At 56.7% G+C, this 13,751-nt stretch carries 10 protein-coding genes; 4 read left to right on the top strand and 6 right to left on the bottom strand.

Annotation, left to right across the window (positions count from 1 at the left end; genetic code table 11):
- The first annotated feature begins 128 nt into the window (after positions 1-128).
- From SJQ66_RS07735 to SJQ66_RS07745, 3 genes are read left to right on the top strand one after another with little or no spacing between them, the layout of a single operon-like run.
- Positions 129-1,421 carry an MFS transporter gene (locus SJQ66_RS07735; RefSeq protein ID WP_024903220.1) on the top strand — a complete coding sequence of 431 codons (1,293 nt, stop codon included), beginning with the start codon at positions 129-131 and terminating at the stop codon, positions 1,419-1,421.
- A gap of 47 nt (positions 1,422-1,468) precedes the next feature.
- Positions 1,469-2,794 (top strand): MFS transporter, encoded by a 1,326-nt coding sequence (locus SJQ66_RS07740; RefSeq protein WP_046153006.1) that lies wholly within the window; start codon positions 1,469-1,471, stop codon positions 2,792-2,794.
- 3 nt (positions 2,795-2,797) lie between these two features.
- Entirely contained in the window at positions 2,798-3,739 is a 942-nt protein-coding gene (locus SJQ66_RS07745; RefSeq protein WP_024903218.1) for an amidohydrolase family protein, read from the top strand.
- A 135-nt stretch (positions 3,740-3,874) separates the two neighbouring features.
- Here the strand turns inward: SJQ66_RS07745 and SJQ66_RS07750 are convergent, their stop codons facing one another.
- From SJQ66_RS07750 to SJQ66_RS07775, 6 genes are all read right to left on the bottom strand, one after another.
- Positions 3,875-5,359 carry a carbohydrate porin gene (locus SJQ66_RS07750; protein WP_024903217.1) on the bottom strand — a complete coding sequence of 495 codons (1,485 nt, stop codon included), beginning with the start codon at positions 5,357-5,359 and terminating at the stop codon, positions 3,875-3,877.
- A 554-nt stretch (positions 5,360-5,913) separates the two neighbouring features.
- A complete protein-coding gene (locus SJQ66_RS07755) occupies positions 5,914-6,765 on the bottom strand; it encodes a carbohydrate ABC transporter permease (RefSeq protein WP_024903216.1) in 852 nt (283 codons plus the stop codon).
- Positions 6,766-6,795: 30 nt separating this feature from the next.
- A complete protein-coding gene (locus SJQ66_RS07760; protein ID WP_024903215.1) occupies positions 6,796-7,719 on the bottom strand; it encodes a carbohydrate ABC transporter permease in 924 nt (307 codons plus the stop codon).
- Positions 7,720-7,737: 18 nt separating this feature from the next.
- Positions 7,738-9,135, bottom strand: a complete 1,398-nt coding sequence (locus tag SJQ66_RS07765; protein ID WP_236693492.1) for an ABC transporter substrate-binding protein — start codon at positions 9,133-9,135, stop codon at positions 7,738-7,740.
- 119 nt (positions 9,136-9,254) lie between these two features.
- The gene (locus tag SJQ66_RS07770) at positions 9,255-11,243 is read right to left on the bottom strand and encodes a beta-galactosidase (protein WP_024903213.1); all 1,989 of its coding nucleotides are present in this window, start codon (positions 11,241-11,243) and stop codon (positions 9,255-9,257) included.
- Between the two features lie 8 nt (positions 11,244-11,251).
- Complete coding sequence (locus SJQ66_RS07775) at positions 11,252-12,475, bottom strand: ABC transporter ATP-binding protein (RefSeq protein ID WP_024903212.1); 1,224 nt, start codon at positions 12,473-12,475, stop codon at positions 11,252-11,254.
- 216 nt (positions 12,476-12,691) lie between these two features.
- Between SJQ66_RS07775 and SJQ66_RS07780 the strand changes: the two genes are divergently transcribed.
- The gene (locus SJQ66_RS07780) at positions 12,692-13,711 is read left to right on the top strand and encodes a LacI family DNA-binding transcriptional regulator (RefSeq protein ID WP_024903211.1); all 1,020 of its coding nucleotides are present in this window, start codon (positions 12,692-12,694) and stop codon (positions 13,709-13,711) included.
- Positions 13,712-13,751 lie beyond the last annotated feature (40 nt).

Consider the following 13,751-nt stretch of genomic DNA (forward strand, 5'->3'; position numbering starts at 1 on the left):
GCCAGGCATGCGGATCGGACTGCCACCACGTGCCCGCGCGGACCACACGCAGCATACCGTTGTCGCACGGCCTTTGCGAGCGATGCCTACCGTAGCGCCTGTCATGACGTGATCAATCGGAAATTTCCATGAAATCATCAACGGGTATTGGTGCAGGCGATACAGATGACGCGTCGGCGGCAGAAGACGTCGCGGCACGGCGCTACAGCAGCATCACGCGTACCGAGTGGCGCTCCCTGTCGCTGGCGGGCCTCGGCTGGACATTCGAGAGTTACGATTCGTTTCTGCTATCACTGCTGTTGCCGGTACTGGCCACGCAGTTTGGGTTGTCGAAGGCGGAAGCAGGACTATTCACCAGTGTGACCGCCGCGGGTCAGATATTTGGCGGCATCGTTTTCGGATATGTGTCGGATCGTATCGGCCGCGTGCGCACGGCCATGTTATGTATCGCCGTGTATTCGCTGTTCTCCGGCTTGTTGTCCCTGGCGCCCAACGGAACCTGTTTTGCAATCTTGCGCTTCTGCGGCGCGCTCGGCATGGGAGGCATGTGGACTGCAGGTGCTGCACTGGTTGCGGAGACGTGGCATGCGAGCCGTCGGGGCAAAGGGGGAGCGCTGATGCAGATGGGGTTGCCGGTGGGCGCTATCCTGGCGATCTTTATCTCAGGGTTGGTGGGCCATGTCTACGGCAGCCTTGCCGGTAATGGTTGGCGCCTACTGTTCCTGATCGGCGCGCTACCGTTTTTCATCCTCTTCCTGGTTGCGCGCAACACGCCGGAACCAGCGATCTGGCGGCAGCGTAAGAACGCGGAAAAAACCGAGGCCATCGTGATCGGGCCCGAGGCCAAGGCGGACGTGCGAGGGCTCGTATTGGCGTTTGGTTTCATATTCTTTTTGCAGTATTTGTACTGGGGTGTCTTTACCTGGACGCCGACCTTCCTGCAAGTCGTCAAGCACCTCGATTTTGTCCATAGTTTGAAGTTTGTTTTGGCATTGCAATGTGGGGCCATCGCTGGTTTCCTGCTCTTTTCAGCGCTTGTCGACCGACTTGGTCGTCGGCCCATGTTTCTTGCCTATCTACTTGTTGGTGCCGGGGCGGTAGCGGTCTACATCACGTCCAACGCATCGTTGCCGTTAATGATCGCCATCTTCCTGACAGGCTTCGGCGTCAATGGCATCTTTGCCGGATCGGGACCTTTTCTTGCAGAGATCATCGGTGATACCAAGTCCCGTGGCTTTCTGATGGGACTTGCCTATAACGGGGGGCGCCTGGGCGGCTTCCTGGCGCCGCTCGTCATCGGCGCATTGGCCTCGACTTCCGGTGGTTTCACCCTTGGATTGGCCACGACGATTGTTGCCTTCGCGGCGGCGGCGGTCGTGGTCCTGATGGCACCGGAGACACGTGGGAAACGCCTGCGATAAGCAAGGGCGTGGCATTGGAACATCAATAGAAAGTGAGAGATTCGATCATGCAAGATAACGACCGTTCCCCCGTCTCCGACGTCGAACGCAGAACCATTCGCAAGGTCGTCTGGCGCCTCGTGCCGTTCTTGATGGCATGCTATCTGCTGGCTTTCATCGATCGTGGTAACGTTGGCATGGCGTCGCTCCAGATGAACCATGACCTGGGCATGTCGGCAACCGTATTCGGCTTTGGCAGCAGCCTCTTCTTTATCTCGTATTTTCTATTCGAAGTTCCCAGCAATCTGGGATTGCAGAAATACGGTGCGCGGGCCTGGATCGCCCGGATCATGATTACCTGGGGGCTTGTCTCCGCCGCGACGGCGTTGGTGCAGAATGCGGCGTCATTCTATATTCTTCGCTTTCTGCTGGGCGCCGCCGAGGCCGGTTTCTTCCCAGGTGTATTGCTTTATCTGTCGTATTGGATACCGGCGACGTATCGTGCACGCATCATCGCTGTTTTCATGGTGGCCATTCCCGCGGCAAGTTTTATTGGATCGCCCATTTCCGCAGCACTATTGCAAATGAATGGGGTCGGTGGCTTGCGTGGATGGCATTGGCTTTTTTTGTTGGAAGGGATCCCCACTGTATTGCTTGGTGTGGCATGCCTGTTCTATCTGACGAACAAACCGACAGAGGCAAGCTGGCTTGATGATGAAGAGCGTACATGGTTGCTCAACGCGCTGGCGCATGAAAAAAAAGCACCAAAGAAAGTAGCGTCGATGCCTTTGGGAAAGCTTTTCCTCAACCGTTACGTCCTCTGTCTTGCACTTGTCGATACATGCGCTTCGGCCGCAGGCAGCACGTTGTCCGTGTGGCAACCGCAATTGTTGAAATCGTATGGTTTGACGGTAATGCAGACCGGGTTGCTGAATTCGGTTCCCTATTTGCTTTCATCGGTGCTGATGGTGTATTGGGGAAGACGTTCCGACCGGCTGGGCGAACGCCGATGGCATACCGTGGTGCCCATGCTGCTGATCGGCGTCGGGCTATTTGCGACCTCGCTCAGCGCCGCCTTGCTCCCTACCGTGTGCATGCTTTCGGCGGTGCTCGTGGGCGCCTACGCTTTCAAAGGGCCGTTCTGGGCATTGACAGGGAGCATCTTGTCAAGCGCAACTGCCGCCGCTGGTCTGGCGGCGATCAACGCGCTGGCTAATCTGCTTGGCGGGGGATTAATGGTCAACGTCTACGGTTGGGTGAAGGATGCGACCGGCAGCTACGCGTTGGCGTTGCTGCCTCTCGCAATCCTCACACTGATCAGCGTCTTTACCTTACTGGTTCTGACGCGCAACGGTCCGCAAGCAAAAGTCGTTCAACAAACAGAACCGGTCTGAATGATGTTGCCCATCACGAGACGAGGTTTCATGCGCGATGCCGGCCTGGCGGTTGCGGCATTGACGCTACCGGCCATGCCGATCCGCGCGCAGCAGGGTGAGACCTGGTCGAGCGGTAGCGAACGGGCCATTTTTCACATGCCGGAAGGTGCGATTGATTGCCACATGCATATCTACGACGACCGTTTTCCGGTCGCGCCGGGGACGACATTACGGCCACCGAACGCCGTCCTCGCGCAGTATCGTAGCGTGCAAGCCCGGCTAGGCGTGAAGCGCAATGTCGTGGTGACGCCTTCCACCTATGGTACCGACAATCGATGCATGCTGGACGCGCTACGGCAATGTGGCGATGCCGCGCGCGGTGTTGCCGTCGTCGATGATACGGTTACCGATGCCACGCTTCAGCAGATGGATCGTGATGGCGTACGCGCCATCCGTTTCAACTTGAGCTACCCTGGCGCCACCACGCTCGACATGCTCGCGCCGTTGGCCAAGCGTATTGCCGTACTCGGTTGGCATATCGAGTTAGTCGTGCAGGGTACCAGACTGCCGGCGCTCGAATCGCATCTTGTGGCCTTGCCGTGCCCATTGGTACTCGACCACATCGCACACTTGCCGCAACCTGACGGGTTGAATTCGGATGCCTTTCGTACCGCCGCGCGGCTGGTGGAAAAAGGCAATGTATGGGTGACATTGTCGGGTCCATACATCGATACGAAGACGGGCGCACCGGCGTATGAAGACGTCGCGCTGGTTGCAAAGGCGTTTATCAGAATGGCGCCTGAACGAATGCTCTGGGGTAGCGATTGGCCGCATCCAACGGAGAAGACACATAAGCCGGACGATGCTGCCTTACTGGACACGATTGCAGCATGGATAGGTCGTTCCGATTGGCAGGAACGCATTTTTAAAACGAATCCCGCGGCGTTGTATGGATTTGCTTGAGGCGTGGTGACGCGATAACCGATTTTATCGTGGCATTTCGATCGATGCCGGACTTTATCCGGCACGCCTAGCCACGAGATTTGCGTTCCTGTATCACGGCAGGCGCGACGCGTCGAGTCGTGAGATGATCACGCTTCAGAATGTAATGACCGTCCGCAAACCAACCACGGTTTCGTCTCCGATGCGCGACCCGGCTTTATTCGGATTCGGAATGCCGCCGCCCGGTCTGAAGATATGTTGCAAGTCGGCTTGCAACTGCCACCAAGGCGTGACCTGGTATTGATATGTCGCCTCTACCACAGTCTCCGCACTGCGCACTGGGTAGCCGGGTGTCGTGTAGGTGCCGACGGCGCTGTCGAGCGCGCGCGCATGCGAACCGATCTTCGCATAGCCGACCGCGATACCCGCGGTGTCGTTGTCACGTCCTGCGAAGGGGGCTTTCAGTGTGACACCCGCGTTGAGCGCAAAATCGACGACGTTACGATCACCGGGCGCACCCATTACGCGTGCGAATACCCCGACCGCGCGCGGGCTATCGGCGCTGGGCCGCCATACCATCTGGTCCGCTACACCGTAGAATCCATAGTCGCCGTGATGGCTGACCGGCACGCCGTTGCTTGCCGGATTTGCCAATGACAAGCCGTCGGTACCATTGCTGAGGTCGTCGAAATGCTGCGACTGATACCAGAAACCGAGCTTGTAAGTGCCTGGCAAACCTGCTGGCGGTGCTGCTTTCGGGTCAGCCGGCGGCGCGTTCAACGCGTACTGGACTTCACCAATGACGAGCGCCCCGCTGCCCAGGTTGAAGTTCGTGCCGTGTGCATTGAATTGCTGTGCATCGCCGCTTGCGCGACCCGCCGGGTTGCCGTCGAACACCCCGGTCAATACGGTCCACGAAGCGGATGGCTTTACCCGAAGCCGCACGCCGAGCGACGACAGCGGATACGCGGGGCCACCGCCAGGAAGGTCTGAAGATACCAGCACGGGCCAGCCGAATGTGCCGTTCATGAACGGGGTCGCATATTGGCTCACCATGAATTCCTGGTCGAGACTCTGCTGACCCACTTTCACATCGGCTTTACCATCAAAAAGCGTTTGCTGATACCAGAGTTCCCAGAGACGGGTTGTCGCATCTGCTTCGATGCCGCTAGCAGCCTGCAGCGATTGCAGGTAGCGCTGCGTGAGGTTGGTGCCATGGATCTGCAATCCAGATACGTTGAATGTGCCACCCGGCAGGCCGACCAACTTGCCGGTATCAACGGTGAAGCCGAATTGCGTGAGCCCGTCGTAGGCGCCGCCGCGATGCGTGCCGCCGGACGTGTTGTAAAGGTACTCGCTGGTTTCCTGAAGGGTCAAGGTAATGCCGTGATCGCCGAGAACGTCGCGCAAGCCGCCTATGTTGCCGAGAAGGTTCGAGCGCTCCCAAAAACTGGTGGGGGCGGGCGCATCCGCATCGGGGGTCTGTGTTGACGTCGTGCTCGCATCACTTGCACCGGACGATGGCTCGGCAGTGGATGCCGCGCCTTGCGCGAAAACAGGTGCGCAGGCAAGTGACAGCGTCAGTGCGGTGAGTGCGTTCAGACGGAACCTGCGCGAGACGAGATCGATATGATTCTTCACGTGACTTCCTTTTTATATTGCTTAGTTATACGTAACGAATGCATATCCAAGGAAACCAAGCTTGCCGAGATAGGGCGATACGGTTGCTCACGGCAGCCGGGCGGCAGCGCTGGGGACGTGCTTACCCCTAGCGCATGCGGCGCGACCTGCAGTTGAAACGTAACGAAGCGTGCAACGAAAGGACCGACTGATGCTGATCCGGAATGACGCGCGCTAACTCGACAAATGCGAGCTAGCGGCAAAGGGGTACACCCTGGGCGGCTGCTATCTCGCGGTGGCTTGGCCGGCTTGGACCGGCATCGAGGGGCAACTAGGGCATATGTCCACGGCGGGACTCCAGGGTTTACTTGCGGCGGATTGTATTCCCAATAGTTGTGGGGGCGCAAGTGAAAAAGAGATAACAACGCCGGTGTGGTAAGTATGTCGCGTCGCGTATGAACGAGGTACGCCACAAGGAAAAGCCGGTTTGTGGCCCGAAGTGCACGCACCCGCGTTCGCGCCAAAGGATTTCGGGTAAAGGGCGGAAAGGCACGGTTTCCGTCGCCTTCCCTTCCTTATCCTTTCGTCGCACCAAATGTCAGACCAGCGACAAAATGCCGTTGCATCGCGAAAAACATGAAAATCGAGGGCAGGGCCGCAAGAACGGAGCCGGCGGAGACGAGATTCCAGGCAGTTACCCATTGTCCCTTCAGTGCCGCGACTCCCACAGTCAACGGCGCGGCGTCATCACCTTGGGTTAGGCAGAGCGCCCAGAAATAGTCGTTCCACACAAAGGTAAAAACAAGGATGAACAGGGCGGCCAGTGCCGGTCGGATCAATGGCAAGATAATCTTATAAAATACGGTCCACTCATTCGCGCCTTCGATGCGAGCCGCTTCGATCAATTCAAACGGCAGCTGCTTGATGAAATTCCTTAAAAACAGCGCGCAAAATCCGGTCTGAAACGAAATGTGAAATAGAATGAGCGCACCGACAGTATTAAATAAGCCGAGCTTCAGCGATAAATCGCGAACGGGGATCATCAGAATCTGGATCGGCACGAAATTGCCGGCGACAAACACCGCGAACAAGGTCGTGTTACCGCGGAATTTATAGGTGGCTAAGGCGAATCCCGCCATGGCGGCCAAACTGATCGAGCCCACGACGGACGGCACGGTGATCAGCACGCTATTCCAGAAATAATGCAGCATGGGTGATGTCGTCAATGCATCGCTATAATTTGCAACCATTGCGAAATGTCGTGGCCAGCCCCAGTAGTTCCCTTCCGCCAGTTCGTCGGATGAACGCACGGAGGTGACCAATACCGCAATGAGCGGTAGTAACCAGATGACCAGGGCCAGTGGTAACGATAATTTATAGAAAGTGCGATTCAGCGGCCGCCATTTCGCAATCGGCATGGGAAACATAGTGTTCTCCGTTCTTGAAGAGATCGGTTTTCAAGTTTCCTGACGCAGCAGGCGGCGCAGGTGATACACGATATAAATCATCATGATCGCAAATAGGGTTACGGCAATAGCCGCCGAATAGCCTAACCGGTAGTATTTGATTGCCTGGTCGTACATGTAATAAGCCAGTACCGTCGAACTTTGGTATGGGCCGCCACCGCTCATTACCGCGATCAGATCGAAGCTGCGCAACGCACCGATAATCGTGACGACCACCGCCATGAAGGTAGTAGGACGCAATTGCGGTAACACGACATACCACAACATCGCCCATCCTCGCGCCCCTTCCATGCGAGCTGCTTCGATTTGTTCGGCATTCAGGGACGTCAGACCCGTCAAATACAAAATCATGCAGTATGCCGTTTGCGGCCATAGTGCCGCAAAGATAATGCCGAACGTGACGTAGCGGGCATCCCCCAATATCGGAATACCATGTCCGAGAAAAAGTTTTAGCAAGCCGAAAGTCGGGTCGTAAAACCAGGAAAACATCAATCCGACCACGACGCCAGAGAGGACGAATGGCGCAAAAAACAAGGATTTGACCAGACGGATGCCGGGCACCACTTGATTGAGATAAAGGGCGACGGCGAGCCCCATGGGCGGTGCCAGTAAAAACAGAATCAGCCAGATCAGATTATTTTTGAGGGCCGTATAGAACGTATCCGAATGAATGAGTTCCGTATAGTTCGCCAACCCGACAAACTCTTTGGGTGACATCCCGTCCCAGTTATAGAAACTCAATGCGATTGAAGACAGGATCGGCCACACGACGTAGACCGCGATCATGATGCATGCCGGCGCCAGGAACAAAAACGCCGCACGCCGCTGTTGCCGCGACACCGCACTTGTGCGGCTAACCCGCTTCGCGCGTCGGGTCGGCGCGGCATCGGACACCTTCATGGCCTCCAATTTCATTCGGACACTCCTTAGGCGCTATTTATGATAAATACGCTTACGAGCCGCTTCAAGGCGCGCGAGAATGGCATCGATCTGCGAAGGGTTCGACATGAATTGCTGCATGCCTTCCATGCCGATATCCGCCATCTCCTTGGTCATGTCCCGATCGTAGAATTGCGCAATACCGCCTTTCGTGTTCGACAGAATCTGGAAGCCGATCTTGGAAATGGGATCGTCAGGCGGAGGCGATTGATTGTTTGCGGAAAGCGATCCCAGGCCCTGCGCAAGCTCGGCACCGATCTTTGGTGTTTCTACGAAAGCAAGGAACGTATGCGCATCTGCCTTGTTCTTGGCCTTTGCCGGGATGTGCAGGGATTCGACTGGTCCATCCTCGGCAGTTGGCACCTTTGGATCGATGATGGGAAACTGAAAGTAGCCCATTTCGGATTTCACGCTGGCTGGAAAGCCCGCCGCCACAAAGGTGCCCATCAGCATCATCGCCGCCTTGCCCTGATAGAGGAAAGGCTGAACGGAATCCAGGTCGTATGACAGCGAGTTGTCGATAAAGACCTTCGCATCGATCAATTGCTTCCATGCTGCATAGACCTTTTTGACGCGCGCGTCCGTGTAGGGTATCTCTCCCGACATCAATTGCTGATGGAATGCGTTGCCGTTGATACGCAAATCGAGGTAGTCGAACCAGCCCGCGAGGGTCCAGGCGTCCCGTCCCGCGACCGCTATCGGCGTGATACCTGCTGCCTGCAGCTTTTTGCAAGCATCCAAGAATTCGGCCCAGGTCTTGGGCTCGCGTGCGATACCGGCTTTTGTGAACAAATCTTTACGGTAGAACATGCCCCAGGAGTAGTAAACAGTGGGGGCTGCGTATTGCTTTCCTTTGTACGATGATGCTTCCTTGGTGGACGCATACATCGCGTTCCAATTGTTTTTGCTCCAGTCCGCGCTCAGATCCTCGAAAAGATTACGTTGCGCGTAATAGGCCATTCTCTCGCCGTTGTGCCATGTGACCACATCAGGAGGAGAGGTCGATAGCCACCCGGGAAGCTGTACCTTGTACGCTTCCTCGTCAACAAACGAGACCTTCAGGTCAATGCCGGGATGAGCGGTCTTGAACTGATCGAAAATGCGCTGCCAGACCGCGCGCTGACTGGCTCCTTTGAATGCCACATTGATCTCGAGCGTCGATGCCTGGACGGCGTTGACCATGCCAAGATTCAATGCGGTAGCGCTTATCGCGATAGCTGCAGCGCTTACCGCGACCTTTGCAGTAAGACGACCAGCGATGTGAGAGGCGGCGTTGCTCACGACATGGGTGGCGTGCAGCGCGATGACACGGGAAGTCACGCGCCGCGCGCGTTCGAATGTGCTATAGAGGCTGCGCACTGCGTCCTGGGGATACATGACGGGTATTTTCATCTTGCTTGTCTCCGGATATCGTATTTTTTATCTATCGTTCCGACTGGTTACATCTTGCCTTTACTACGCCATGCCAGCAACTAGCATGCATTACCACGGCATGGCGCATCCGCGTGGGCCTACGCCGGTGTTCGACGGAAAACAGCGACTTGTTGCGGCGCCACGTGACGCTCCCCGATGACGAAATCATGGATTTCCCCTGCCGCCGGCACGATGTCGTATGGAACGTGTCCGTAGTTGACGATGTAGGTAAGGCCGGCTAATTCGCTGACACGCACGCCTTCCGGCAAATGCATTGTCGTGAGGCCTGCCGTGGTAGCGGCTTGTTGGAACAGTGACTGCGTCAACGAGGGATCAAAGAGGCTTGCGAAATAACGGACGTGGCCGTATCGCAACACCGCGGGAAGACCGTCGGAAAATCGCGCATCAACATCCACATCGGCACCCGCTTCGACAAAATCTCGCCAGTGTCGCGCGCTACCGCCGTCTACGGGTTCGGTTACGTTAGGGCGAAGCGACTCGACACGCCACACGCGAATCGGCAGTATCGATGTCAAATTTCCGGGTGGTAACGCTGCCGGGATGGTCAGATTGACTGTCTTGGACCCGGTGCGCGGACCGATGACGACTTCCACCTGGGTTGCGGCCAGACGCGTCAGTTGTACGGCAAGATCATCTGGCACGATCGGCAACGGCGGTACGACAATCATCCGGTAGCCATCGAGCTTTGCATTCGCCGGGACGATATCGACATCCAATCCAAGACTACGCAATGCGCTGTAGTACTCAAACGCGAATCGGGGGTAATGGAAATCTTGACCCTGCGGATGAATTTCGAAAAGCCATTTCGATTCATAGTCCCAAATCAGCGCCACGCGATGGGCGCGCGACTGTTGCGACATGGGCGTAACGACGGCTGTGCCGACATGCTGCTTGAGGAGACGAATTTCTTCTGCTACCTGCCGCGCCTCATTGCCGCCGACATCCAGAAGGTTGTCCGGCGTGTTCAAACCAGCATGCATCTGCTCCTGCGCAAATGGCGCTTGTCGCCACCTGAAATAGGAAACACATCCGGCGCCGTGCGCAAACGCTTCCCAACTCCAGAGACGTACCATGCCTGGTAATGGCGCGGGATTCCAGTTTGCCCAATTGACGGGACCGGGTTGCTGCTCCATGACCCAGAACGGCAGTTTGCTCATGCCTCGATAGACATCGTGATTGAACGCCGCCAAGTCCGGATGGCCGGTCCTCAACCATTTCGCTTTTACTTCGGGATCAAACCACTGCTCCTCCAAAGCGCCGAGTGGATAGCTGTCCCAAGCCGCGATATCAAGGTCATCGGCAACACGATAATGATCGAACTCCGTGAAGAGTTGCATGAAATTGTGCGCTATCGGACGGCCCGGCGAGACTTGCCGAATGATGTCAACTTGCATGCGATTGAAACGCGCGACTTCATCGGACGCAAATCTACGGTAGTCGAGTCGATGCGACGGGTGGGCTTCGGTAACGGTCCCTATGGGGGGATCGATTTCGTCGAAGTTCCGATACTCCATACTCCAGAAGACGGTGCCCCAGGCACGGTTCAACGTTTGGATATCGCCGTACCGCAACTTCAGCCAACGACGAAAACCTTCAATTGCAGCAGGCGAATAATTCACCACCGTGTGGTGGCAGCCATATTCGTTATCGGTCTGCCAGAAGGCCACTGCCGGGTGATTGCCATAGCGTTTTGCGATGGCCAGGCAGATTTTCGCAGCGGCCTTGTGGTAAGAAGGCGATGAAAAATCGTAATGGCGTCGTGATCCGAAGGCGCGTGTCCTGCCATCGGCACCTATCGCGAGGATGTCGGGATGTTGATCCACCAGCCATTTTGGCGGCGTCGCCGTGGGTGTACACATCACCACCTGCAGTCCTGCCTCGCCCAGTACGTCCACCGCCCGATCGAGCCATCCCCAATCGTATTCACCTGGCACAGGTTCGATCCGGCTCCACGCGAATTCCGCAATACGTACTCGTTCCACGCCCAACGTTTTCATGCGTGCCGCATCTTCGCGCCAGATTGATTCTGGCCAATGCTCGGGGTAATAACAAACGCCAATATGCATGTGTGCTCCTACGCAAATTGATGAGCGGGGGTGTAGACCACGGCAAGACCGTCGTCCGTAAATAAATGGCACGCGTCGGGCGGCGCCATAAATGTGCAGCGTCCGCCTTGGACAATCGACCAGTCACCGGGGGCTTTGGCAATCAGCAGCGTACTGTCCGTGGTTTCCAAATGGAGATAACAGTGTTCACCCAGTTGTTCCACCAATGTGATTGCACGGTTTATCTGGTTGGATCCATGCATGCCATCGGCCACGCTCGGCGCGTCTTTCGGCACCGGATGCAGGTGCTCCGGGCGAATACCTATCGTCACGTGCTGTCCGATCTGCAAACTGGCGAGCGTGTTCGCTGTGGAACAAAGCTTGGGAGCCGCATCGTTTTGCCGGGGTGTTTCCGGTCGAATGTCGACTCGTAACCGCTCATTCGCACCATCGAGTGTCACGATGGCATGATCTGCTCCTGTCTCGCTGACGTGAGCGGACAGGAAGTTCATCCGCGGTGAGCCGATAAATCCGGCAACGAAGCGACTGCGGGGCCTGTGATAAAGGTCGAGAGGCGTGCCGACCTGCGCGATGCTGCCGAATGTCGCTGTGTCGGCTCCGGCATGGAGTAGTACGATCTTGTCGGCAAGCGTCATGGCTTCCACTTGATCGTGCGTTACATACACGACACTGGCCTTGGAAAATTGCTTGTGAAGGCGCGCAATTTCAATGCGCGTCTGACCGCGTAACGTGGCATCGAGGTTCGACAGGGGTTCATCGAATAGAAATACGCCCGGATTGCGCACGATTGCCCGGCCGATCGCGACTCGTTGCCGTTGTCCGCCAGATAAGGCCTTGGGCAAGCGTTCCAACAAGGGTTCGAGCTGCAAGATACGCGCCGCCTCGGTCACCTTGTCATGGATCACGGACTTCGGTGTCTTTGCCAACGTCAGCCCGAACGCCATGTTCTGATACACGGTCATGTGGGGGAACAGCGCGTAGCTCTGGAAAACCATCGCCACGCCGCGTTGTGCCGCGGGCACATCGTTGACGACCTTGTTATCGATCAGAACGGTACCGTCCGTCACATCTTCCAGGCCGGCAATCATCCGTAACAGCGTTGACTTGCCGCATCCGGATGGCCCCAGAAATACACAGAACTCGTGCTCGGCAATATCGAGATCTACATCGCAAATAACTGGCGTGTCTCCGCCGTAGGATTTTTGAACCGATCGCAACGAGATGCTCGCCATGCTGCCGTCTCCATGTTTAAATTCGGAGACGCGGTAAGGTTAAGCGCTTAACCTTGTAATTCGAGAGCGATAGGTTTTACCCTTAAGGGTAATCCGCCATGCATTCGAAACACGTCTCCAAATACTTTTTATGCGCTGCTTTTTGATGAATGTAGCTCGTTCCCTGCGAATTAGCAAACAGGAATTTGTTGATCGGCGCTGACTATTGAGATGATTATGGCAACGCTTGCAGAAGTGGCCCGGCTCGCTGGCGTGACGGCCGCAACGGTATCCAACGTCCTTCGTGGACGTGGCAAAGTCGGTCAGGAGACTCGCGATCGTGTGCTGGACGCGATCAAGCAATCCGGCTATCGCCCGCACTTGATGGCTCGTGCCCTGGCGGAAGGCCGGCCGCCGACGATCGCACTGATGGTCACCAGTATTGCAAACCCGTTCTATCCCGAATTTGCATTGGCTGCGGAGCGAGCCGCCCGCCGGCAGGGACAGTTTCTCATTATCTGTAATACGGACGAAGATCCGGAGATCGGGCGGGCGTATTTCAACCAGATCGCCGGAACGCTCGCACAAGGCATGCTTGTCATGAATAGCGGTCTGGACGTTGCATCCTTACGTGGGGAGGCGCATCCGGCGCCGGTCGTTCTTTGCATGTGGGAGCGTCCTGATCAGCCGCCGGCACTGCCTTGTGTCGCGGTGGATTTTTTTGCCGCCGCCGTGCTGGCGACAAACCATCTGCTCGCATTGGGGCATCGGCGCATCAGCGCGATCGTGGGTAGTGAGGCGACAGGCATTCACGCAACGCGGTTCGATGGGTTCCGGGCGGCAATGCATCGTGCGGGCGTGCCGTTGTCGGAGAATGATATCCGGTTCACGGTCGATTCAATACAAGGCGGTTATCTCGCGGCACAGGCATTACTCCGTGGGAATCCGCGTCCAACGGCAATTTTCGCGACTAATGATTTGCCAGCGTTGGGTGCCATTGCCGCCGCGACAGACATGGGCCTGTCAGTTCCACGAGATATGTCGGTCATCGGCATTACCGACATTCAACTTGCCAGGGAATCCCGTCCGGCACTCACCAGCGCGGCAATTCCAACAATCGCGGCGGCCGATCTAGCCGTGGAGCTGCTGAGTGAGTTGGTTTTGTTCGGTGATGCAACACCAAACAAAATGCGTATCGCCCCGCCGCCCGTGTTGATGCCGCGCGATACAACGGGACCGAAGCTGGCGGTGTCGTGAGGTCGCCAGCGGCGAACGATTTCTTTATCGATGTGCTGAA

This window comes from Robbsia andropogonis, assembly GCF_034047095.1.
In the GTDB taxonomy this organism is placed as follows: domain Bacteria; phylum Pseudomonadota; class Gammaproteobacteria; order Burkholderiales; family Burkholderiaceae; genus Robbsia; species Robbsia andropogonis.